The organism is Streptomyces sp. NPDC024698, from assembly GCF_055559015.1.
This window is the reverse complement of sequence record NZ_JBVHLK010000003.1, coordinates 570,106-591,904: the sequence shown is the minus strand read 5'-3', so window position 1 is coordinate 591,904 and position 21,799 is coordinate 570,106. Positions and strand designations below refer to the sequence as shown.

General features: G+C 72.8%; 17 protein-coding genes and 1 pseudogene. 6 read left to right on the top strand and 12 right to left on the bottom strand.

What is annotated here, in order from left to right:
* Positions 1-9: 9 nt before the first annotated feature.
* Positions 10-456, bottom strand: coding sequence for an Lrp/AsnC family transcriptional regulator (locus ACZ4AA_RS10525; RefSeq protein ID WP_467598678.1), 447 nt, complete (start codon positions 454-456; stop codon positions 10-12).
* Between the two features lie 185 nt (positions 457-641).
* Between ACZ4AA_RS10525 and ACZ4AA_RS10520 the strand changes: the two genes are divergently transcribed.
* Both ACZ4AA_RS10520 and ACZ4AA_RS10515 read left to right on the top strand, forming a co-directional pair.
* Entirely contained in the window at positions 642-1,160 is a 519-nt protein-coding gene (locus tag ACZ4AA_RS10520; protein ID WP_467598675.1) for a rhodanese-like domain-containing protein, read from the top strand.
* Between the two features lie 118 nt (positions 1,161-1,278).
* A complete protein-coding gene (locus ACZ4AA_RS10515) occupies positions 1,279-1,794 on the top strand; it encodes an immunity 21 family protein (protein WP_467598672.1) in 516 nt (171 codons plus the stop codon).
* A 164-nt stretch (positions 1,795-1,958) separates the two neighbouring features.
* Here the strand turns inward: ACZ4AA_RS10515 and ACZ4AA_RS10510 are convergent, their stop codons facing one another.
* Both ACZ4AA_RS10510 and ACZ4AA_RS10505 read right to left on the bottom strand, forming a co-directional pair.
* Positions 1,959-3,650 (bottom strand): DUF885 domain-containing protein, encoded by a 1,692-nt coding sequence (locus ACZ4AA_RS10510; RefSeq protein ID WP_467598670.1) that lies wholly within the window; start codon positions 3,648-3,650, stop codon positions 1,959-1,961.
* Positions 3,651-3,700: 50 nt separating this feature from the next.
* On the bottom strand, positions 3,701-4,219 hold the full coding sequence (locus ACZ4AA_RS10505; protein WP_467598667.1) for an Lrp/AsnC family transcriptional regulator: 519 nt from the start codon (positions 4,217-4,219) through the stop codon (positions 3,701-3,703).
* A gap of 60 nt (positions 4,220-4,279) precedes the next feature.
* On the opposite strand from ACZ4AA_RS10505, the gene ACZ4AA_RS10500 reads away from it, so the two are divergent.
* The gene (locus ACZ4AA_RS10500; RefSeq protein ID WP_467598662.1) at positions 4,280-5,497 is read left to right on the top strand and encodes a trans-sulfuration enzyme family protein; all 1,218 of its coding nucleotides are present in this window, start codon (positions 4,280-4,282) and stop codon (positions 5,495-5,497) included.
* 229 nt (positions 5,498-5,726) lie between these two features.
* Here ACZ4AA_RS10500 and ACZ4AA_RS10495 read toward each other — a convergent pair whose 3' ends face one another.
* The 5 genes from ACZ4AA_RS10495 to pdxR form a co-directional block, all read right to left on the bottom strand.
* Positions 5,727-7,199 carry a GNAT family N-acetyltransferase gene (locus ACZ4AA_RS10495; RefSeq protein ID WP_467598659.1) on the bottom strand — a complete coding sequence of 491 codons (1,473 nt, stop codon included), beginning with the start codon at positions 7,197-7,199 and terminating at the stop codon, positions 5,727-5,729.
* A 214-nt stretch (positions 7,200-7,413) separates the two neighbouring features.
* Positions 7,414-10,173: a DUF7824 domain-containing protein gene (locus ACZ4AA_RS10490; RefSeq protein WP_467598656.1), complete on the bottom strand. Its 2,760-nt coding sequence runs from the start codon at positions 10,171-10,173 to the stop codon at positions 7,414-7,416.
* A complete protein-coding gene (locus ACZ4AA_RS10485) occupies positions 10,170-11,693 on the bottom strand; it encodes an SWIM zinc finger family protein (protein ID WP_467598653.1) in 1,524 nt (507 codons plus the stop codon). The genes ACZ4AA_RS10490 and ACZ4AA_RS10485 overlap by 4 nt, the downstream gene beginning before the upstream one ends.
* Before the next feature lie 113 nt (positions 11,694-11,806).
* Positions 11,807-13,402 (bottom strand): alkaline phosphatase D family protein, encoded by a 1,596-nt coding sequence (locus ACZ4AA_RS10480; protein ID WP_467598650.1) that lies wholly within the window; start codon positions 13,400-13,402, stop codon positions 11,807-11,809.
* A gap of 236 nt (positions 13,403-13,638) precedes the next feature.
* Complete coding sequence (gene pdxR, locus ACZ4AA_RS10475; RefSeq protein ID WP_467598647.1) at positions 13,639-15,090, bottom strand: MocR-like pyridoxine biosynthesis transcription factor PdxR; 1,452 nt, start codon at positions 15,088-15,090, stop codon at positions 13,639-13,641.
* Here pdxR and ACZ4AA_RS10470 point away from each other — a divergent pair.
* Positions 15,081-15,974, top strand: a pseudogene (locus tag ACZ4AA_RS10470) (DMT family transporter); the annotation flags it as partial. The gene pdxR and the pseudogene ACZ4AA_RS10470 overlap by 10 nt on opposite strands.
* 93 nt (positions 15,975-16,067) lie before the next feature.
* On the opposite strand, the gene ACZ4AA_RS10465 reads toward ACZ4AA_RS10470, so the two are convergent.
* Both ACZ4AA_RS10465 and ACZ4AA_RS10460 read right to left on the bottom strand, forming a co-directional pair.
* The gene (locus ACZ4AA_RS10465) at positions 16,068-16,898 is read right to left on the bottom strand and encodes an alpha/beta fold hydrolase (RefSeq protein ID WP_467598644.1); all 831 of its coding nucleotides are present in this window, start codon (positions 16,896-16,898) and stop codon (positions 16,068-16,070) included.
* A gap of 264 nt (positions 16,899-17,162) precedes the next feature.
* Positions 17,163-17,816, bottom strand: coding sequence for an NADPH-dependent F420 reductase (locus tag ACZ4AA_RS10460; RefSeq protein WP_467598641.1), 654 nt, complete (start codon positions 17,814-17,816; stop codon positions 17,163-17,165).
* Positions 17,817-18,204: 388 nt separating this feature from the next.
* On the opposite strand from ACZ4AA_RS10460, the gene ACZ4AA_RS10455 reads away from it, so the two are divergent.
* Positions 18,205-18,966, top strand: a complete 762-nt coding sequence (locus tag ACZ4AA_RS10455; RefSeq protein WP_467598639.1) for a GntR family transcriptional regulator — start codon at positions 18,205-18,207, stop codon at positions 18,964-18,966.
* 256 nt (positions 18,967-19,222) lie between these two features.
* Here the strand turns inward: ACZ4AA_RS10455 and ACZ4AA_RS10450 are convergent, their stop codons facing one another.
* Complete coding sequence (locus ACZ4AA_RS10450) at positions 19,223-20,380, bottom strand: ROK family transcriptional regulator (protein ID WP_467598636.1); 1,158 nt, start codon at positions 20,378-20,380, stop codon at positions 19,223-19,225.
* 370 nt (positions 20,381-20,750) lie between these two features.
* On the opposite strand from ACZ4AA_RS10450, the gene ACZ4AA_RS10445 reads away from it, so the two are divergent.
* On the top strand, positions 20,751-21,206 hold the full coding sequence (locus ACZ4AA_RS10445) for a hypothetical protein (RefSeq protein WP_467598633.1): 456 nt from the start codon (positions 20,751-20,753) through the stop codon (positions 21,204-21,206).
* Between the two features lie 85 nt (positions 21,207-21,291).
* Here ACZ4AA_RS10445 and mug read toward each other — a convergent pair whose 3' ends face one another.
* Positions 21,292-21,792 carry a G/U mismatch-specific DNA glycosylase gene (mug, locus tag ACZ4AA_RS10440; RefSeq protein ID WP_467598630.1) on the bottom strand — a complete coding sequence of 167 codons (501 nt, stop codon included), beginning with the start codon at positions 21,790-21,792 and terminating at the stop codon, positions 21,292-21,294.
* Positions 21,793-21,799: the final 7 nt, after the last annotated feature.

The following is a 21,799-nucleotide window of genomic DNA, read 5'->3' as shown; positions in this document are numbered from 1 at the left end:
GCCCCGGTCTCAGTGGCCCAGCGGCCGGCCGGGCAGTGGTGAGGAGTAGACGACGCTCGTCGTCACCGAACCGAGCGTGCCGATCTTGCCCGAAATCGTCTCCAGATGGGACATCGACCGCGCGGCGACCTTGATGACGAAGCAGTCGTCGCCCGTGACGTGGTGCGCCTCCAGGATCTCGGGCGTGACCTCCACGAGGTCGTGGAACGGCTTGTAGTTGCCGTTCGGGTATCGGAGCCGGACGAACGCGAGGATCGGCAGTCCGAGGCGCTCGGGGTCGACGACGGCCGCGTACCCGCGTATGACGCCCGCCTCCTCCATACGGCGAACCCGCTCGGTGACCGCGCTCGCGGACATGGAGACGGCCCGTGCCAGCTCGGCGAAACTGGACCGGCCCTCACGCTGGAGGACGTCGAGGATGCGCCAGTCGGTGGCGTCGGGGGAATACGTGGTCATCCGCGATGCATACCAGGGAAATCCCCGGCCGATCAACCGTACCGCCGTGGATCGTCACTTCAGGACACAGGCCGGCGCCCGTAGATTTTCACCGAGAGATCCCGCGGAACGCGGTGCGCGGAAGCACCGGGACGGCAAGGGCGGCATCCGTCCGGCGGGATCACGGAGCGAAGAGAGGCCAGGCCATGACTGCGACTGCCGAGGGCACCACCGACGGCACGGTGACCGGTTCCACGTCGGCGGCGAACCCCGTCCTGCGGGTGCCGCCGGCTTCGCCCGCCGCGGCCGCCGCCTACTTCGGCGCGAGCCTCGCGTTCCACGCGGACGTGGCCGACGTGGCCGCGGCCCTCGCGGCCGGCGGTGATCCCGGGTTCGTCGTCCTCGACTCCCGCTCCACCGCGTCCTGGGACCAGGGCCACATCCCCGGCGCGGTCCACCTGCCCACCGCCCTCGTCGCCGAGCAGGCCGAGCGGCTTCTGGACAAGTCCGTCCCGGTCGTCACGTATTGCTGGGGACCCGGCTGCAACGGCGGGACCCGCGCGGCCCTCGCCCTCGCCGAACTCGGCTTCCAGGTCAAGGAGATGCTCGGTGGCTTCGAGTACTGGGCGCGCGAGGGCTTCGCGTTCGAGACCTGGCAGGGGCGGGAGAGCCGTGCCGCGGACTCGCTGACGGCGCCCGTGGACGCGGAGGACTGCGGCTGCTGACCTACCGGGACGGGGAGCGCGCCGACCGGCCGGGCCTCTGTCCTCACCGGTGTCCGGATCCGTTTTCCGGGGGCCAACTGCCTTAGGGGGGAGCGGTTCCGCCGTGTAGTTTCTGCGCATGCCAAGATACGCGGACCCCGGTGCGGTCCAGTGGGTGGAGTCGGGCGGCGGGCCGCTCATAGCGATTCCGGAGACGGTGCTCCCGTTCTGGTCGGGGGCCGACGGCGACGACCTGTCCTGCGACTACGACCGGGCCTGTGACGTCGACGGGTTCATCGGCCTCCTGCCGGTGGGCGACACCAGGGCACTGGTCCTCGGCGACGATCCCGCCTCGACCACCTACCTCCCCGAGCACGGCGTCTTCGTCCGCTGGTGCGCGGCCGAGTCCGAGGACGAGCTGCTCTCCGTCGTCCCGGCGGCACTGGCACAGGCCGCGTGGCAGCCGGAGGTGGAGTGGACGGTACCCGGCCCCGTCGTCCTCTTCGACGCCACCTGGCCCGGCACCGCGTCCGAGAGCACCGAGCACCTGAAAGTGGATCTCGCGCCGGGCCGTTACGGGGTCCGCGCGGCCCGCGTCGAACCGGGACCCGAGACATGGGTGGGACTCGTACGACTGCGTCGGCTGACGCCCTGACGCCCTGACGTCGTGCCGGCCTGACGTCGTGCCGCTCTGACTTCGTGCCGCTCCGACTCCGTGACGCCGGGTCACTCCGACCGCGTGCCGCCGTGCCGCCGTGACATTTCCGCGTCACGGTGACGCGCGCGGCGGCCGGACTCCGGCCGCCGCGCGGGACGCCGTCAGAGCCGGGAGAGTTCGTCCACCAGGTCGTCCAGGCCCAGGGAACCCTGGGACAGGGCGGCCATGTGCCAGGCCTTCGCGTCGAAGGCGTCACCATGGCGCTTCTTCGCGTTCGCGCGCCCCAGCAGCCAGGCACGCTCGCCGAGCTTGTAGCCGATGGCCTGGCCCGGCATCGTCAGATAGCGGGTCAGCTCGCTCTCCACGAAGTCGGCCGGCCGGCTGCTGTGGGCGCCGAAGAACTCCTGGGCCAGGTCCGGGGTCCACCGCTCGCCCGGGTGGAAGGGCGAGTCGGCCGGGATCTCCAGCTCCAGGTGCATGCCGATGTCGACGATGACCCGGGCGGCACGCATCATCTGCGCGTCGAGATATCCCAGCCGCTGTTCGGCGTCGGTGAGGAAGCCGAGTTCGTCCATCAGCCGTTCCGCGTACAGGGCCCAGCCCTCGCAGTTGGCGCTGACCATACCGACGGTGGCCTGGTAGCGGGACAGGTCGTCGACGACGTACGCCCACTGCGCGAGCTGGAGGTGATGGCCGGGCACGCCCTCGTGGTACCAGGTCGAGACGAGATCGTAGACGGGGAAGCGGGTCTGTCCCATCGTGGGCAGCCAGGTGCGGCCCGGCCGGGAGAAGTCCTGCGAGGGGGCGGTGTAGTAGGGGGCCGCCGCGCTGCCGGGCGGCGCGATCCGGGACTCCACCTTCCGTACCGGCTCGGCGAGTTCGAAGTGAGTGCCGTCCAGGGCCTCGATCGCCTCGTCCATCAGCCCCTGGAGCCACCGCTGGACCTCTTCGACGCCCTCGATGTGCCGGCCGTGCTCGTCGAGGTGGGTGAGGGCCACCCAGGGGGTCGCCGCACCGGGCAGGATCTTCTCGGCCTCGGTCCGCATCTCGGCCAGGAGACGGTGGTACTCGGCCCAGCCGAACGCGTACGCCTCGTCCAGGTCCAGATCCGTACCGTTGAAGTAGCGCGCCAGCCGCGCGTATCGCTCGTGGCCAACGGTGTCGGGACCGCCCTCGATCGTGGGCGCGTACACATCACGCATCCAGTCCCGCAGCGCGACCACGGCCCCCGTCGCGGACCGAGCGGCCGTGTCCAGCTCCTCGCGCAGGGAGGCGGGACCCGCCGAGACGAAGTCCTCGAACCAGCCGCGGCCCTGTCCGTCCGTGTCCGACCACTCCGTGAGCTGCTGGACGAACGTCGCGGTCGGGCGCGGCCCCGCGTACAGCTTGCGGTCGAGCCCGAGCGCGAGGGACTCCCGATAGCCCGCGAGCGCGTCCGGCACCGCCCGCAGCCGTTGCGCGACCGTGGCCCAGTCCTCGTCGCTCTCCGTCGGCGTCAGGTTGAAGATCTCCCGGACCGAGTGCACCGGTGTGTGCAGATTGCCGACCGCCCGCAGGCCCTCGCCGGCCTCGTGGACCGCGATCGCGGCGGTGAGGCGCTCACGCAGCAGCCGGGCACAACGGCGCTCGATGTCACGGTCCGCGCCCGGACGCCGCTGCGCCTCGTCCAGCCGCGCGAGGGTCACCCGCGCCAGTTCGGCGACGGCCTCCTGGCCGGCGGGCGAGGTGTCGGGAAGCCTGCCGTGACTCTCCTTCACACCGAGGTAGGTGCCGAGAACCGGGTCGAGGGCGATGAGCTCGTCGACGTACGCGTCGGCGACCTCGCGGGGCAGCGGGTTCTTCGTCTCTGACATGCGCACATCCTCGTACGGGCACGGGTGCCGCGTCAGCCCGCGCAACCGGGCTATTCGGCGGGTCGGGCGGATTTGGCCGGAGACGGTGTGCCGGACGCGGCGGGCGGCAGCAACGGCCCGCAGTCCCATTGCTGGAATATCAGCCGCGTCTCGACCCGCGCCACTTCACGCTGCGAGGTGAACTCGTCGAGCACCAGCCGCTGGAGATCAGCCATGTCCGCGACCGCGACATGGACGAGATAGTCGTCCGGGCCGGTCAGATGGAAGACGGTCCGCGACTCCGGCAGCAGCCGGATCCGGTCGACGAACGGGCCCACCAGTTCCCGCCGGTGCGGCCTGACCTGCACCGACAACAGCGCCTCCAGACCCCGGCCGAGCTTCGCCGGGTCGAGCCGCAGCTGATGGCCGAGAATCACTCCGGCCCGTCGCAGCCGGGTCACCCGGTCGAGGCAGGTGGACGGAGCGACCCCGACCTGGGCTGCGAGGTCGCGGTAGGTCGTCCGGGCGTCGTTCTGCAACAGCCGCAGCAGATGAAGATCCACCGGATCGAGTACGACAGAATCGGCCATGGCGCGAACGTAACACGGGATGCGGCGCCGAAACTCCGCCCGGTGTTCAGGCTTCGGCGCATGGACTCCGTTGTGTACGACACGAAGGGCGCGCAGGACGCGCAGGACGACCTGAACGGAAACGGCCAGGTCTTGGCGGCTCCGACCCGGGCACTCGCCACGGAAGCCGTGCACGCGGGGCGGGAGGACCTGGCGGCTCTGGGCCTGCACGCCGCCCCGATCGACCTGTCCACCACCTACCCCTCGTACGACAGCCGGGGCGAGGCGGCCCGGATCGACGCCTTCGCGGCCGAGGGCGCCGAGCCCGAGGGCCCGCCCGTCTACGCGCGGCTCGGCAACCCGACCGTCGCCCGCTTCGAGACCGCCCTGGCGCGTCTCGAAGGCACCGAGAGCGCGGTCGCCTTCGCGAGCGGCATGGCGGCGCTGAGCGCCGTCCTCCTCGTACGCAACTCCATGGGCCTGCGCCATGTCGTCGCCGTACGCCCGCTGTACGGATGCAGCGACCACCTCCTGACGGCGGGGCTGCTCGGCAGCGAGGTCACCTGGGTGGACCCGGCCGGGATAGCCGACGCGCTGCGGCCCGACACGGGTCTGGTGATGGTCGAGTCCCCGGCCAACCCGACGCTCGCCGAGCTCGACCTGCGGGCCGTGGCACACGCCTGCGGTTCCGTCCCGCTGCTCGCCGACAACACCTTCGCGACCCCCGTGCTCCAGCGCCCGGCCGAACAGGGCGCGCGACTGGTCCTGCACAGCGCCACCAAGTACCTGGGCGGGCACGGGGACGTGATGGCCGGAGTGGTGGCCTGCGACGAGGACTTCGCCCGCAAGCTGCGCCAGGTGCGGTTCGCCACGGGAGGCGTCCTCCATCCGCTGGCCGGCTATCTGCTGCTGCGCGGCCTGTCGACCCTGCCCGTCCGGGTCAGGGCCGCCTCCTCGAACGCCGCGGAACTCGCCCGCCGGCTCGCCGCCGACCCGCGCGTCGCCCGCGTCCACTACCCGCGCATCGGCGGCGCCATGATCGCCTTCGAGGTGCACGGCGACCCGCACGACGTGATCGCCGGAGTCCGGCTGATCACCCCCGCCGTGAGCCTCGGCAGCGTCGACAGCCTCATCCAGCACCCGGCCTCCATCAGCCACCGCATCGTCCCCACGGCGGACCGCCGCGACGCCGGCGTCAGCGACCGGCTGCTGCGTCTGTCGGTGGGCCTGGAGGACGTGGACGATCTGTGGTCCGATCTGGACGGGGCACTGGGGTTCGGCGGCAGCGGCGGGGAGTGAGGGGCCCGGACGGCGAGAGGCGGGGCGCGGACCGCCCGTGGTTTCGGGCGGTGCCGGAGGTGCGGGCCGGTGGGGCCTGCCTGGCCGCACCGGGCCGCCTGGCTCGGCGGGCCTGCCGGGCTGTGACGGGCTCGGCGGGCTTGGTCGTATCGGTGATGCCGGCGTGCTCGTGGCCGAGGCGAGGGCTCGGGCACGCCGGCACCGAAGGGTGCGGACCGGGGGTCTTGGGTCAGTCCCGGCCCGTCCCGGTCCCCGGCACCGTCCACGCCCCCTGCTGAAGGTGACCGAGGGCGTACGGCGGGGACGACGTCACGGGCGTCGCCACCGCTGCCGTGTCCAGGCGGGCGGTGATGACCAGGGTGCCCTCCTCGATCTGGTAGTCGAGGGGGAGGCCGAGGCCGCGCATGGCGGCGACCATGCCGGTGTTCGAGGCCTGCGTGACGGCGTAGACGCTCGCGCAGCCCGCCTCGCCGGCCATCGCCACCAGGCGGCCGAGCAGTTCGATACCGATCCCGCGCCGCTGCCATTCGTCCTCGACGAGCAGCGCGACCTCCGTCTCGTCCCCGTCCCACAGGAGATGGCCGAGCCCGACGATCCTGCCCGATGCCGTCCGGACGGCGAGGGTGCGCCCGAAGCTCGGGCTCAGCAGATGGGTGAGGTACCGGTCGGCGTCCCCGACGGGTCCGTGGTACCGCATGCTCAGCGTGCGCGCCGAGCACCGGTCGTGCATCGCCTTGGCGGCCTCGAGGTCGGAGACGTCCGCACGCCGCACGGTGATCGCGTTGCCCTCGGGCAGCGTCAGCAGGTCCTGCCCGCGCGGAATGCGCGGACCGAGCCGCGCGTCCAGTTCGACCAGCGCCCGCGCCCGGGCGAACTCGGTCGGTGTGAACGGCAGATACGGCCGCTCGACCGTGATCACTCCGCCCTCCGGCGCGCGCAGGCGCATCACCGTGTCCTCAAGAGCCCCCTCCACGGGAGCGCCCTCCGTCGCCCGGCCGGAGACGGGCGAGGTGCCGGGCAGCGAACGGATCGTGCACCGTCCGAGCAACTGCCGCAGGGCGAGCGGGAGTTCCGAGGCGTCCAGAGCCGTGCGGGTGGCCAGTCCGAGCACCCGGGTCGGCGCGTCCACCAGGTCGTGGGCATCGGCGCGCTCGATCCAGGTCGAGGTGCCACCGGCCTGGGCCACACCGCGGGCGATCTCGGACGTGGGCAGTTCGGCGGGGGCGCGCAGCAGGAACTCGTCGACCGTCCCGTCCGCCAGCGGGTGCGTCTGGAGGCTCAGGATGTCGACCTGGTGCCGCGCGAGTGCCGCGCACAGTGCCGCGAGCGAACCCGGTGCGTCCTTGACCGTCGTACGCATCCGCAGCAGTGCCGTCGCCTCCGCGCCGGCCAGGGGCGCCGAGGCTGCCGCCTGGTCCGCGGGAAGCGTGCCCGTCCGCCCGTCCGAGGGCGGCCGGGCGCCGGTATCACTCGTCGGCGGCGCGTGCCCGTGGCGCCGTGCCCACCATGTGTGGAATCCGGCCGTGGCGACCAGGAACACCGCGGAGATCACGAGCAGCGTGGGGCCGCCCGGCCCGTGCCCGACGAGGTTGGCCACACCGTCGGCGACCGCCACGGCCGTGAACAGTGCGGCGAGTTCGACGATGTCCCGTCGCCAGTGGTGAATGGGTCGTCCATGCTTCGCGCGCGTCACATCAGACATGTCTGGAGTCATACAGTCACTGTGAAGGAATGGTGTTGCGTGATCACGAACGGCTTGTGACTGATCGGTTAAGTGTCAATCTGTCCTTTTTGTAGTTCTTTTTACGGGTCTTTTGCCCCGACCGTGGGAGCCCGCTGCCCACCTGGTCAGAGCCGACAGACGGTTGATCCCCTTACGTCCAGTGCGGCGGCCCTGCCCGACGGAGCCCGTCGCGTCAGGCGGCGGCCTCCCGCGTGAGCGCCGTGCGCAGCCGTCGTGCCTGGGTCACCACTCTGGACGAGCCCTGCCGGTCGGCGGTCCCGGCGAGATGCGCGAGATCGCCGCTCGCCCCGGAACGCTCGGCGCAGTCCGCGGCGACGGCCAGCAGCTCACCGAGCCCCCGCACCGCGCCGCCGGCCGCCCCGTCGGCGGCGAGGTCGGCCAGCAGATCGGGCAACAGGCCGCGCAGCACCGACCAGACGGTGCCGTACGCGCCCGTGGCCGCCGCCGTGCGGAGCGACTCGGCCAGCCGCGACTTCTTCAGCGCGCCCCGGCGCACCAACTCCCCGATGTCCGAGCCGAGCCGCCCGGCGTCGAGCTGTCCCCGGGCCGCGAGGACCAGCAAGGCGTCCACCGCGCTGAGCCTGTCCTCGGGATGCCGGGCCCCGAGCCCGTACGCCACGCACAGATGCAGGGCCTCGCCCGCCGTACCGTCGGCCTCGGCGAGCAGCGGCAGTGTCGTGGCGTCCATGCGGGTGTCCTCCACCGCGGCCGTGCTGATGTCGCGCAGCAGACGCGCGGCCACCAGCTCGCGTCGTCCCGGAACGACGGCCGGCCAATGCTGCTGGTCCGTGAAGCCCCAGTGCCGGCAGTACCAGTGGTCCTTGAACACCGTCAGAGGGCGGCCCAGCGGCCGGAACTCCCTGGGGAACAGGCCCTGTATCTCCTCGAGTTCGCCGAGTTCCAGCAGGACCCGGGCGCCTGACGTCCTGCGACGGCTCGCCGGGAGCAGAGGCCCCTCCGCGGTGAGCAACTGGGCCAGTCGGTACCCTTCGGGGCTGCCGAGCGTGCGGGCCCGCGCCGCGGCTGCCGCCGACACCGCCGGGTCGTCGCGTCGCACCCGCAGGAGCGCCTGGGCGAAGTCGGCCGTGCCCGGCCGGGCGTCGAGACGGCGGTACTCGGTGAGGCGTTCGACCAGCTCGTCGGGTTCCAGGAGCCCGGTGTCCCAGCTGGGCGTGGCCAGCAGGAACGGCATCGGTTCGGCACGGAGCCGGTAGGCCGCCTCCCACAGACGCGCCTCGAAGGCCCGGGAGAGCGCGCTGTGATGGCAGTTCCCGCTCGTCGTCCCCTGCTGTGCCGCCGCGTGGAGGGTGTCCATGCCGACCTGTTCGAAGAGGGCCGCGAGGACGACTTCGAGACCGTGCGGCGCGTCCCGGAAGACCCTGTCCGCGCTCGGGTACCGCGGGTCGCGGTCCTGCCACCAGCATCGCGCGACCACGGGTTCGAGCGCCTCCGTCAGGGCGTCGCGGTCGCGGTGGGCGTGGCGGACCAGGCCGTCCAGGGTGCGCTCGAACGCGGCGACTCCACCGCCGGAGGCCAGGATCGCGCTGACCTCCTCGGCCAGTTCGGCCACCGACTCCGGCGCGGGCGTCAGCCTTTCCCGCTGTGGAACGGGCGGAAGCACGTCCTCCTGGACCGTCGAGGCGGAGCTGGGAGCCTCGATGCCGAGGGCTCGCCGCGCCCGGAGCCGCAGGCCGGGACTCAGGTCCGCGGCGAGCTCGCCGAGTCGCTCCCGCGCGGTGTTCGCACCATAGGCATCGCCGGTGTCGTCGGTGCCGCCCGCGCCGTCGGGGTCGTCCGCGTCGGCTGCGTTGCTTCTGCCGGCGGTGCCGACGGTGCCGGACGGGCCGTTCGTGCCGGGCAGCGCCGTCACATGGCGCTCCACCAGCTTCAGCGCACGCTCCTGCACCTCCGTGTCCTCGTGCCCGAAGGCCTCCGCCACCGCGGGAAGCAGCACATCCGCCGTGGACGGATCGCGTTTGAGGACCTTGCCGAGCAGGACGAGCTGGGCGCGGACCAGTTTCTTCTCGGTGCGGAACAGCACGCCCGCGGACATCTCCGCCAGTTGCCGGGGGGTGAGCTCGCCGTCCAGCGCGAAGGAGGCGAGCACGGACTGCGCGTGCCAGGCGACCGATGGCACGGCCTGGCAGGCGAGAGCCGTCCAGTCGGCGGAACGCTCGCGTTCCTCGGCACGGGTCAGGGCCAGAGCGGACAGGAGACGCAGGAACACCCGCTGGTCGGCCGGGGCGCCGCCGCGCAGGAGCCGCGCGACGCACGCGTCCACCAGGACCTTGCGGTCGAGAACGCCCTCCTCGGCCAGCTCGGCCAGGGCGTTGTACCAACTGCCCGGCCCGTCGCCGAACAGCCAGGCGATCTGCCCGGTGACCTCGAGCGACTCGAACAGCGCGTTGATCATGACGGACAGGTGCGGTTCCTGGCGCAGGCGCTGTGCCACGGAGCACCCGCCGTGCCGGGAGGCACCCATGTGCTCGAACCAGCCCCGCACATAGGCGTCCGTCGTCGGAACCTCGCAGCCGGACAGCCCCACAAGACCCGACAACAGGGCGAACGGCAGCCGGGAGGTCGCGGGCCGGGCGGCGAGCCGGCGGGTCAGATCGGCGAGCCAGTCGGACTCGCGGTCGCCGAGCACATGGAGCAGGACGCCGGGGGAGGCCTGGGACCAGCGCATGTCGACGCCGGCGATCCAGGTCGCCGCTCCGGCGGCGCCGGTGTGACACGCGGCCCCCGCCGCGTGCAGCGCGGGACAGGCCACACGGGAGGCCGCGTTCCACGGAGCGGACCGCAGCTCCTTGCGGAGTTCCTTCAACGCGGGCAGACATGCCCGGCGTTCGGCGTCGGTCATCCCGTCCAGCAGACCGGCGGCCTCGACGGTCCGCCCCGCCCGTACCGCCTCCAGCAGTGCTTCGTCGCTCATCGCTCAACGCCCCCGTCGGCCGGAACATCCGTCATGTCATCGATGCGTCCCGCGGTCGCGGCCATAGCCCTTGCCGCAGCGGGAGTTGAAGCCTCAGCCGGAGCCGGAGCCGGAGCCGGAGCCGGAGCCGGAGCCGGACCGGCCTCCTGGCCTGCCCGGGTGGCGCCCCGGCGCACCATCCGCACCGCGAGAGCGTGCTTGCACGGCCCGCGGCCGCCCCGGTACTTCGCCCACCACAGGCAGGAACAGGTCAGCGTGCCCGCGTCGTCGCGGACCCGGTGCACATGACCGTCGTCCGCCGTGACCGTGCCGATGGCTCCGTCCAGCGCGACCGCGCCGGCGGAGACCAGGGCGAGGGCCGACCGCAGGCGCGGATTGTGCCGCTCCGCCCGCCCCGCGTCGTAGGGCAGCTCACGATGGAAATACGCGGCCTCGGCGGTGTCGTAGCCGACACGGCCCGACGTGCCCAGCCGGATCAGGGCGGCCCGCACCCGCTCGGCGGGAAGACCGGAGGAGGCGGCCAGGTCACCCACGTCCACGCGCGGCTCCCAGGCCAGCAGCACCGCGATCAGCTCCGCGTCCTCGGCGGCCTCGTCGGTCGCCAGGGCGTCCAGCACTCCCCCCTCACCGGAGAAGCCGCGGGAGGCGTCCGGTGACAGCGTGAGTGTCAGCCGCATCCCGGGAAGGACGGCTTCCCAGGCGCCGGCCAGCGCCGCGTCGCCGTCGACCGGCGGGCCGTACACCCGCAGGGCCGTGGCATGGCGCAGCACCCGCTGGAGCGCGATCAGCCGGTCGGGTCCGGGCAGACAGACCGCTCCCGGGACCGGCCGGGTCGTCGGACGCAGTGCCCTCCCGGCCGGCACCACCCACTGGGCGCCGCCCGACCGGCCGCGCGCCGTGCCGCGCGGGAGCGAGCGCAGGAACCGGACGGCCTCGGCCGCGGGCAGCTCCGCCCGCAGGTCGAACCGGGCCGCTGTCACCTGGGCCTCGGCGAATCCCCGCAGCCAGCGATCGGGAAGCGGCACCTTCTTCTCCACCACGGGTCCGTCCAGGGTGGTCACGGCCATCTCGTCGGGACCGACCCGGAGGTGCAGCGGATCGTCCGTTCCTATGCGGGAAAGGGCCTCGCGCAGTGGGTTGTTGACGTCGACGTTCGTCGTCCCGTGACCGATCTCGTCGCCGTCGAGGCCCGGGGTCAGCACGTCCAGTCGCGCGTACACCCCGCCGCAGCCGGAGAAGGACTCGAACCGCAGACGGTCGCCGTTGCCCGTGACCACCGGGTCGAGGGAGGCCCGCAGCTGCGGCTGGTAATAGCGCGCCGCCGCGACGTCGGCCACCGCCAGCAGGCCCGCGGCCGCCACCTGAGGTGACGTCAGAAAGCCCGCGAAGAACCGCGGATGGTCCTCGACACCCCTGGGCGTCGAGCCCCGCGAGGTCTCCAGTCCCAGCCGTCGTCCGCCGGGCGCGGATTCCAGCACGGAGGGTCGGGTGTAGGCCACGGCCTGCAAGGATCGCGTCATGGAAAAACCGTAGAGGCGACCACTGACAATCACCTCTGACCTGCGACGACTTACGCACGGTGGCCGCCCTACCGGGCGCCCGAGGACGGCCCCGGGGTCCGGTACGGCGGTTCCTACTGGCCCACGCGCCCCGGCGGGAGCACCTGCGTGAACAGCACGCTCCCGTCCTGCTCGCGCAGGCGCACCGTCAGTTCACCGCTGTCGCCGTCGATGTCGACCTCGCCGAAGAACTGGTAGCCGCCCGCCGGCGAGACGTTCGAGGCGACGGGCGCCTTCACGAAGACCCGCTCCGGACCGAAGGTGCCGTCCAGGGCGCTGGCCGGGAAGGCTCCGGCGTTCAGCGGCCCCGACACGAACTCCCAGAACGGCTCGAAGTCGGTGAAGGCGGCCCGCGAAGGCTGGTAGTGCTGCGCCGAGGTGTGGTGCACGTCGGCCGTGAGCCACACGGTGCCCGTGATCCGCCGGTGCTTGATGAACCGCAGCAGCTCGGCCAGCTGGAGTTCCCGTCCGAGCGGCACACCGGGGTCGCCCTGGGCCACGGCCTCGAAGTTCGGCCGCCCTTCGGTCGTGTCCGGGACGACGAGTCCGAGCGGCATGTCCGCGGCGATCACCTTCCACACGGCCCGAGAGCGCGAGAGCTCGCGCTTCAGCCACTCCAGCTGGGCGGCCCCGAGGATGCCCTGAGGGTCCGTCGTCCGGTCGTCCGGGGAGTTGGCGTCGCGGTAGGTGCGCATGTCCAGGACGAACAGGTCCAGGAGCGGACCGTGCCGCACGACCCGGTGCACACGGCCGTCCCGGTCGCCTGGTCGCAGGGTCGACACGGGGAAGTACTCGCTGAACGCGCGCCGGGCCCGCGCCGCCAGGACGTCGACGCTCTTCTCCGTATACCGCGTGTCCGTGGTGGCGATCGCCTCGCCCGGGTACCAGTTGTTGCGCACCTCGTGGTCGTCCCACTGGATGACGGAGGGCACCTGGGCGTTGAACCGTCCGAGGTTCTCGTCGAGCAGGTTGTAGCGGAAGTTGCCGCGGAACTCCGCGAGGGACTCCGCGACCTTGGACTTCTCCTCGGTCGTGATGTTCCGCCAGGTGCCGCCGTCCGGGAGCGCGGCCGTCGCGGCGATCGGTCCGTCCGCGTAGATGTTGTCGCCGCTGCACAGGAAGAAGTCGGGGTCGAGCCGGGCCATCGCGTCGTAGATGCGGTATCCGCCGAGGTCCGGGTTGATACCCCAGCCCTGCCCCGCCAGGTCGCCCGACCACAGGAAGCGCACGCCGCCCCGGCGCCCGTGCGGAGCCGTACGGAACGTCCCGCCGACCGGTTCGCCGGTGCGCCGGGGGTCGTCGGGGTCGGCGAGCAGCACGCGGTAGTGGATCTGTTCACCCGCGGGCAGGCCGCGCAGCCGGGTCGTCCCCGTGAAGTCCGTGTCGGCGCCGAGGAGCGGGCCGTGCCATCTGCGCGGGGCGCGGAACGACTCGGTGGCCGAGGTCTCGACGATCATCCGTGCGGGCCGGTCGGAGCGGACCCACACCAGACCGGAGTCGGCGGTCACGTCTCCGGTCTGGACGCCCCAGCCCGCCTTCGGCCGGCCGGACAGGGCGAACGCCGGTGCCGAGCCGAGGGTGGTGGGCAGGGCCAGTGCCGCCGACGCGGCGAGGGAGCCGCGCAGCACGCTGCGGCGGCCGGGGGACGAGCTGAGCGGACGGTGCGCCATGGATACGCCTCCGGGATCGGATTCGGCCAGTGTGCAGAGCCACACCTACTGGCGCGGCGCAGCGCGCACGCAAACCATGGATGAACAACCGGCTGTCGCCCGGAGGCACCCGGGCCCGTGCGGCGATTCGCGCCTGCCCTCCGGGCGACGAAGCAAAGGGTCGGTCGCGCACACTCGATCACCCCCAGGGTGTCTCAACAGGCCCTAGGCGTGCGTGCCGTGCACCGCATTCGCCATCAGCCGCACACCGCCTCCGCCATCAGCCGCACACCGTCCCGTATCCGTGCGGGAGCGAGATGGGCGTACCCCAGCACGAGCCGTACGCCGTCCGCGGCCGTCGCTCCGTAGTGCGCCGAGGGCCGGACCACGATCCCGGCCGCCGTGACCCGTTCCATGAACCGGTCCTGCGGCCCGTAGCGGTCGGGCAGCGCGGCGACGACATGCAGTCCGGCCGCGATCCCCGACACCTGCGTGCCCGGGAAACGCTCCTCCAGGGCCGTGACCAGCGCGTCACGCCGTTCCCGGTAGGCGCGCTGGCAGCGGCGGAGCTGGCGGTCGTAGTCGCCGCGTTCCACGAGACGGGCCAGGAGCGCCTGGTCGATGACGGGGTTGCCGAGGTCCATGGTGCGCTTGCGTTCGACGGCCTCCTCGAAGTGGGACGCGGGGACGAGGAGCCAGCCGAGTCGCAGCCCCGGGGCGAGCGACTTGCTGACCGAGCCCGTGTAGGCGACCTGTTCGGGGTCGAGCCCCTGGAGGGCCCCCACCGGGGCGCGGTCGTAGCGGAAGTCGCCGTCGTAGTCGTCCTCGATCAGCAGTCCGTCCACGGACCGCGCCCAGTCGAGGAGTTGGGCGCGGCGCCGGGCCGAGTACGCGATCCCGGTGGGGAACTGGTGGGCGGGCGTCGTCACCACGGCCCGTACCCCCGAGCCCTCCAGTGAGGTGATCGCGAGACCCTCGTCGTCGAGCGGCAGCGGTACGGTGCCGACGCCGGCCGAGGCGAACAGCGAGCCGAGTTCCGGACTGCCCGGATTCTCCACGCCCACGCGGGTCGTCCCGCGCGCGTGGAGCGCGAGTCCGAGCAGCGTCATCGCCTGGGCGACACCGGAGACCACGATGACGCGCTCCGGGTCCGCGACCACGCCCCGGCGGCGTACGAGGAGTTCCGCGACGGCGGTCCGCAGCCTCGGCAGACCGCGCGGGTCCGGGTAGCCCAGCGCGTGGTGGGGCAGCTCGGCCAGCACTCCGCGGTGCGCCGCGGCCCACGCCGAGCGGGGGAAGAGGGACAGGTCGGGGGTTCCCGGCACGAAGTCGGCCCGTACTCCGGCAGGCCGCGGGGCACGGTCACGCGCGCGTGGGCCGACCGCGCGGACCGCGCCGCCGACCCAGGTACCGGCGCCCCGGTCACTGCGCAGATACCCCTCCGCCGTCAACTGCTCGTAGGCCTCCGTTACCAGCCCTCGCGACACGCCGAGATCACCGGCCAGTTCACGGCTGGACGGCAGCCGGGTCCCGGGAGCGAGCCGCCCGGAGCGGACCGCCTCGCGCAGAGCGGCCTGAAGGGTCCGCCCCCGCGCGCGTGGCGCCGCCGCCGCGGCCGGCAGGAGCAACTCCCACGCGGCCGACGCGGACGCCTTCCCCTCTTGAGCCGTCGGTGGCGGCCCGGCGCGATTGGTCCCCGATGACGTCATGGAAGTGGACCTTAAACCGGACCGCGTCCGTTCATAACGTCGAAGGCATGAACGCCACCACCACCCGGGGCGCGCTGCTCGCCGCCCTCGCCTGTGTGCTCGTCGGAGGTTCCTTCACCGCCAACAGTGTCATGGGCCACTATCCGTACGCGGGCGGCCTGTTCCTGCGCTACGCCCTCGCCTGTGTCCTCCTGCTGCCCCTCGTCGGCCGGGGCGGGGCCGCCCCGCTGCGGCGGCTCACGCTCCGCCAGTGGGGCCGCCTCGCCGTGGTCGCGGCCGTGGGCATGGTCGGCTTCAACCTCGCCGTCCTCGCCGCCGAGCGCACGGCCGAACCGGCGGTCCCCGGCGTCTTCGTGGGCTGCGCCCCGGTCGTCGTGGCGGTGCTCGTGCCGCTTCAGGAGGGCCGCCGTCCGCAACACCGCGTCCTGTACGGGGCGTTGCTCGTCGCCCTGGGCGCCTGCGCCGTTCAGGGGTGGGGCCGCACGGACGCGGCCGGGATCGGGTACTCCCTCGGCGCGCTGGCCGGGGAAGCGGGGTTCGCCGTCCTGGCCGTACCCGTACTGCGCCCGCTCGGGCCGCGGCTGCTGTCGGCCACCGTGTGCGGTGTGGCCGCGATCGAGGCGGCCGCGGCCGGGGTCATCACCGGCCGGGGAGCGTGGCTGCGGGTGCCGGACGCCACCGAGGCGACCGCGCTGCTGTGGCAGGCGGCGGTCGTCACGGTCGTCGGCTTCGTCTGCTGGTACATGGGCGTGCAGCGCATCGGAGCGGAGCGCGCCACGCTCTTCTCCGGCCTCGTCCCGGTCTCCGCAGCCCTGACCGCACCGCTCGTCGGCACCGGCTCCTACGGGCTCGCGCAGGCCGCGGGCAGTGTCCTCGTGGGCGCCGGAGTGGCCCTCGGATCAGGCGCGTTGAGCCGCCTCGGGGGACGCGGCGCTCGTGCCGCCCAGGGCCGTCCGGTGCCTGGCTCCGAGGTCGGCTCAGCGGCTGCCGTCCAGGACGACCCGGGCGACGAGCGCCGGGTCGTCGTTCATCGGGACGTGACCACAGCCGGGCAGCCGTACCAGCCGGGCCCGCGGGATGATCTGCTTGGCCCGGACACCCTGGCGGCGCATCAGGAGCCGGTCCTTGCTGCCCCAGGCCACCGTGACGGGCAGCGTCGGGATGTCGTCCGTGAACTGGACGCCCGTACCCGCCCGGAGAGTCTCGGCGAATCCCTCGGCGTGGGCCAGGGCCAGGGTCTCGGCGACGACCGCGTCGGGTGAACGGCGGCCGGGCCGGGCGTAGATGGTGCTGGTGAGCACCGTCCGCCCGGCCACGGACCGGGAGAGCCGCTCGACGACCGGGAGCGGCATGCGCCGGGCCGTCTGGCGCATGGCGATCAGCAGGCCGAAGGCGTAGCGCCGCTCCACCGGTGACCAGAATCCGGCGGGCGAGAGGGCGGTCACGGACCGTACGAGCTTCTCGCGGCCCAGTGCCAGGGCCAGCAGCCCGCCGAGCGAGTTGCCGGCGACGTGCGGCCGTCCGAGTTCCAGGGCCTCGCACAGCGCCCCGAGCACGGGTACCACCGTCGGCAGATCGTGGGTGAGCCCCTCGGGCAGGGCCGGGGACGCGCCGAAGCCGGGGAGGTCGACCGCGATCACGTCGCGTTCGGCGGCGAGGATGGGGATGACCGGGTCCCAGGCCTGGCGGTGATGACCGATGCCGTGCAGCAGGAGCAGTGGTTCGCCGGTGCCCACGCGCGCGTAGGACACGGTGACCGCCTTCGGGCCGCGCGGTGAGGGAAGGCTGACGGTGACCGTTTCGGACATGGAACTGCTCCTCGCCTGAACGCCGTGACGAACCATCTCGTAGACAGCTTGTCAGCAACTGCTACCGACGGGTAGCCCCGAACCCTCACGAACCGTACGTCGTACGCCGAACGGCCGCACCCGAACGGCCGCACCCGAACGGCCGCACCCGAACGGCCGCACCCGAACGGCCGCACCCGAACGGCCGCACCCGAACGGCTCCCGGCGGTCCTCACGCACTGCGCCGACCACCCCCGGCGCCCCGATCCGGATCCGCGGCCCGCTCTAACGCGCCCTGCGCACCTCCACGTTGAAGTCCGGGTGCCCGATGCCCCGCATGAGGTTCAGCCACAGCGGCAGATACATCTCCGCGGCCCGCGCGCTCCGGATGCCCCCGAGGTCGAACACGCGGTCCGCGGGCCAGCCGAACTCGCCGAGCAGCGCCGTCACCTGCTCCTTGGCGCTCTCGTCGTCACCGGACACGAAGATCTGGTGCTCGCCCGGCACCCTCGTAGGCTCCACCATCACCTCGCAGTTGACGGTGTTGAGGCTCTTCACCACGCGGGCCCGTGGGAACGCCCGCTGGATCTGCTCACCCACACTGTCCGACTCGACCGGGGACAGGCGCAGTTCGCCGTCCTCGAACGCCATGGGGTTGGAGACGTCGAGCAGCACCTTGCCGTCCAGGTGTTCCTCCCCGGCGGAGCCCAGCACGGTGAGCGCGATCCGCCCGCCCACCGCGTTCACGACCACCTCGCCGAACGCCGCCGCGTCCGCGAAGGTGCCGTGATGCGCCGTGGGACCCGCGCCCTCGGCCCACTCGACGGCCGCCGTGTTGTCCTTCGTACGCGAGCCCAAGGTGACTTCGTGGCCCAGTTCGACCAGCTTGCCGGCCAGGGTGCGTCCCACGTCGCCCGTGCCGAGAACTCCGTATCGCATGGTCATTCCTCCCGTTGTCCCGAACCGTCGGCCACCGGCGGCCCGTGGTCATTGTGCTCCGGAGGCGGCCGTCCCGCCCGGACACCGGGCAGCGGTTCCTCGGCCCGGCCCCCGGCGGACGCCCTCGGCGGACGTCTCCGGCGAGGCGCGCGGGACCGCGAAAGTCCGCTTCCTTGTACGGGGGCTTTCGGCGTCGTGTCACGAACATCGCCGGGCGAGAACACCCCGTGAACACCCCGCCGCCGGCCGCCTGTGCAAACCGTACGGGTTCCAGGATTGGTCTTGACCAAGGGTGGGGCCCGCCCTATCGTCGCAGGGATAGTGCAGGAACCTTTAATAAACAAGGGCGTTAAAACGCCGCCGGGCCACGGCGATTGCGGAGGACAGGGTGGGGACCACGCAGTTGGAATCGGTGCCGGAACCGAAGTACTGGCATCTCAGGACCGTGCTCAGCGAAGCACTGGACTCCGAGTTCACCGTGGGCGAGATCCTGCCCAACGAACGTGACCTCGCGGCCCGCTTCGGGGTCGCCCGGGCGACCTTGCGCCAGGCACTCGAACAACTGGAACTGGAAGGCCGGCTCCAGCGCCGTCGCGGGGTGGGCACCACCGTCGCGCCGCCGCGCGTGGGGGTGGCCGTGGGCACCGAACAGCACGTGTGGCCGGGGGCGGCGGGCGATGCCTGGCACGCCGCGGACTGCACCGTGGCGGCGCCTCCCGCGTCGGTGGCCGGCATGCTGGAGGTCGCGGACGGCGAGTCGGTGCACACCGTCCGCCGGTCCCGGGTGACACATGGTCAGCCCGTGGCCGCCGAGCTCCTGTACATCCCGGAGTCCTCGGTGCCCGACCTGTCGGCGATCGACGCGCCCTCGGGTGCCGCACGCGCGCGTGCCGTGCTGCGCGAGCTCCAGCGCCTGGACCTGGAGGGCCAGGACCGTGCCGTCGAGCTCGGCTCGGCCCGCGCGGACGACGCCAAGGAGCTCGACCGCCTTCCCGGAGCGCCCGTTCTCGTCGTCACCACCCGCTTCTTCACCGAGGGGCGTACCGCGGCGGTGTCCGTCGCCACCTACCGTGCCGACACCTGCCGGCTCACGTTCGGTGATTCCGGCGGTGTGGAGATCCACCACGACCCGGAGCGCCGGGCCTCCTGAACCGTCCGGCCCGGACCCCGGGCCGTCCAGGGCGGGCCCGCACCTCACCCGTCGCACCCCGGAACACTTCGGGGCGCGACGGGTTTCGCGGTCGTGGCCGAGACCTTCACCGAAGCGGAATCCGAAGCGGAAGCCACGGCCGAAGTCGAAGCCGAGGCCGAGGCTGAGACCACAGATGGGACCTCCGCCGAGTCCGGGTTCGCCGGCCGGTCGGCGCCACCGCCTCGCTCGCGCGCCACCGCCTCACCCGCGCGTCTCAGCGGCGCGCCGTCACGGTTCCCTCCACCGCGAACAACTGCTCCTCCACATGGTCCAGGGCCAGCCGCAGCGCGCCGGTCGCCACGGCCGCCTCCCCGAGCATCGAGAGCGTCACCCTGGGCGGGCGCAGGCAGTAGCGCGCCAACTCCCGGCGCAGGGGCTCCAGTACGCCGTCGAGACCGGCCGCCCAGCCGCCGACGACGACCAGCTCCGGGTCGAGGGCGAGGACCAGGGCGGCCACGTCGTGCACCAGCCTCTGGATGAACCGGTCGACCGCCGCGCGTGCCCGCTGGTCGCCGTCCTTGGCCAGCGCGAACACCTTCGCGACCGCCGGCTCGTCGAGCGGGTGCAGCGGCTCGTCCGTCGTCGACAGGAGCGTCTCGGGGGTGACGTCACGGCCCAGCAGATGCAGCGCGCCGATCTCACCGGCCGCCCCGCCGAACCCCCGGTGCAGCCGCCCGCCGATCAGTGAGCCGGCGCCCGGACTCAGCCCCGCCAGGACGAACACGACGTCGTCGACCTCGGTCGCCGCACCCTTCCAGTGTTCCGCGACCGCCGCGGCGTTGGCGTCGTTCTCCACGAGCACCGGACACTTGAAGGAACGGCCCAGCCGCTCGCCCAGCGGCAGGCCCGTCCACTCCGGCAGCGCCGTGCCCAGACGTACGGTGCCGTCCGCCTCCACGATGCCGGGACTTCCCACGCCCACCGCGCGCAGCGAGCTCCGGGCGACACCCGCCCTGCGCAGCAGCTCCGCGACCGCCACCCGCAGCCGTTCGAGCCGCTCGTCGGCGGACGCCGTCTCCTCCACGTCCTTGGCCATGGCGCCGATCACGCGTCCGTCCAGGTCCGCGAGGAGCGCCGCGACGCGATGCGGGCCGATCTCCAGGCCCAGCAGATGCCCCGCCTCGGCCCGGAACCGGAATCTGCGCGCGGGACGGCCCTGGCGCCGCGTGGCGCCCTCCTCGGCCGCCTTCTCGACGACGAGCCCGTTCTCGATCAGCCCCTCGACGACTCCCTCGACCGTCGGCCGTGACAGTCCGGTCACCCGGGTGATCTCGGTGAGCGTCGCGCAGTCCGTGGCACGCAGCGCGTGCAGGACCACCGCGGAATTGATCCGTCGCAGCAGAGAGGGATCCCCGCCGGTCAACCGCCCCAACGTCTGTCCTCCCAGCTCGTACGCGTGTTGGCCGGATCGTACTCGCCGCGGGGGACCCCGGCGAGGGCCGGGGACCCTTTCGGTCCGCGGGCCGCCGTCAGCCCGGCGCCACGAAGCCCGACTCGCAGGCCGCGATGACCGCCTGCGTACGGCCCCTGGCCCCCGCTTCACCAGTACATCGGGGGCCGCGCGTACGCCACCCTCGACGAGCGGCTCCGGACGCTGGGCGCCCGCCTCGACGCGGCGGGCCGTGCACGAATCGCGGCGGCGCCGGGGGCGGGCGCGTGGTGCGTCCGGTGCCGGGACGGGCGACCGCTCCGGTTTCCTGACGCCTCACCAATTGTCAGTGGTGGCCGCTTTACTGGACGTCATGACCATCGCGGACCAGCTCGCCATGATCGACCGGCTGTGCGCCGAGGAGTTCCCCCCGGAGCACGGCGGGTCGGTCGCCCGGTCGTACGGAGGACCCGGGGGCCCCGGCTTCCATGTCGTCGAGCTGGAGCGGGGCACCGGTTCCGCGGCGGGCCCGGAGAGCGAGGAGCAGGAGGCCGAGCAGTACGAGGCACAGCGGGAGGCCCTGGCACAGCGGCTCACCGACCGCTGGCGGGACCCGGACTGGATGAGTCTCGACGGCGTGTTCCTGCGCGCGCAGCAGGGCGACGAACACATACCCGAGCCCTGGGCGTCCCTCGGTTCGCACATGAGGAACGCGCAGGTGTGGCGGGCGGACGAGGCCGGCCGCTGGGTGGCGCTCGGTGTCTCCCGGCTGGGCGAGGACCAGGAGTTCAGACTGCTCGCGGTGATCACGGACGTGGATCCCCCGTGACGCCGGAGACGGCCCGCGGTGATCATGGAGACCGGCCGTGGTGACGTGACGCGGTGGTCGCAGCGGTGGCCGGTTCCACGGCGGCTCAGGGTGCCCGCGTGGCCGCCCGTAGACGGCCGAACTCGTCGGCCATCGTCGCCGCGGTCCAATGCGCGTTGAGCCCGCTCGGGTTGGGCAGCACCCACACCCGGCTCAAACCGATCGTCCGCTCCTGGGGACCGATACGCGCCTTGCGGTCGCCGAAGGCCGCTCGGTACGCGGTCACGCCCACCACCGCCAGCCACTCGGGGCGCAGCCGCTCCACCTTCTCGCCGAGCAGCCGCCCGCCCTCGCGGTACTCCTCGGTACTCAGCTCGTCGGCGCGGGCGGTGGCCCGTGCCACGACGTTGGTGATGCCCAGCCCGTAGGAGAGCAGTTCGTCCTGCTCGGACGGCTTCATCAGTCGTGGAGTGAACCCGGACAGCTGGAGCACCGGCCAGAACCGGTTGCCCGGCCGGGCGAAGTGGTGGCCGGTGGCCGCGGTCATCAGGCCGGGATTGATGCCGCAGAAGAGCACCGAGAGGCCGGCCGCGGCGACATCGGGCACGAGCCGG

What these genes read in the sequence shown, in the direction of transcription:
- ACZ4AA_RS10520 (WP_467598675.1), top strand. Translation starts at nt 642, where the DNA reads ATGACTGCGACTGCCGAGGGCACCACCGACGGCACGGTGACCGGTTCC.
- ACZ4AA_RS10500 (WP_467598662.1), top strand. Translation starts at nt 4,280, where the DNA reads ATGGACTCCGTTGTGTACGACACGAAGGGCGCGCAGGACGCGCAGGAC.
- ACZ4AA_RS10505 (WP_467598667.1), bottom strand. Translation starts at nt 4,219, where the DNA reads ATGGCCGATTCTGTCGTACTCGATCCGGTGGATCTTCATCTGCTGCGG.
- ACZ4AA_RS10485 (WP_467598653.1), bottom strand. Translation starts at nt 11,693, where the DNA reads ATGACGCGATCCTTGCAGGCCGTGGCCTACACCCGACCCTCCGTGCTG.
- ACZ4AA_RS10525 (WP_467598678.1), bottom strand. Translation starts at nt 456, where the DNA reads ATGACCACGTATTCCCCCGACGCCACCGACTGGCGCATCCTCGACGTC.
- pdxR (WP_467598647.1), bottom strand. Translation starts at nt 15,090, where the DNA reads ATGACGTCATCGGGGACCAATCGCGCCGGGCCGCCACCGACGGCTCAA.
- ACZ4AA_RS10510 (WP_467598670.1), bottom strand. Translation starts at nt 3,650, where the DNA reads ATGTCAGAGACGAAGAACCCGCTGCCCCGCGAGGTCGCCGACGCGTAC.
- ACZ4AA_RS10445 (WP_467598633.1), top strand. Translation starts at nt 20,751, where the DNA reads ATGACCATCGCGGACCAGCTCGCCATGATCGACCGGCTGTGCGCCGAG.
- ACZ4AA_RS10460 (WP_467598641.1), bottom strand. Translation starts at nt 17,816, where the DNA reads ATGCGATACGGAGTTCTCGGCACGGGCGACGTGGGACGCACCCTGGCC.
- ACZ4AA_RS10490 (WP_467598656.1), bottom strand. Translation starts at nt 10,173, where the DNA reads ATGAGCGACGAAGCACTGCTGGAGGCGGTACGGGCGGGGCGGACCGTC.
- ACZ4AA_RS10515 (WP_467598672.1), top strand. Translation starts at nt 1,279, where the DNA reads ATGCCAAGATACGCGGACCCCGGTGCGGTCCAGTGGGTGGAGTCGGGC.
- ACZ4AA_RS10495 (WP_467598659.1), bottom strand. Translation starts at nt 7,199, where the DNA reads ATGTCTGATGTGACGCGCGCGAAGCATGGACGACCCATTCACCACTGG.
- ACZ4AA_RS10465 (WP_467598644.1), bottom strand. Translation starts at nt 16,898, where the DNA reads ATGTCCGAAACGGTCACCGTCAGCCTTCCCTCACCGCGCGGCCCGAAG.
- ACZ4AA_RS10480 (WP_467598650.1), bottom strand. Translation starts at nt 13,402, where the DNA reads ATGGCGCACCGTCCGCTCAGCTCGTCCCCCGGCCGCCGCAGCGTGCTG.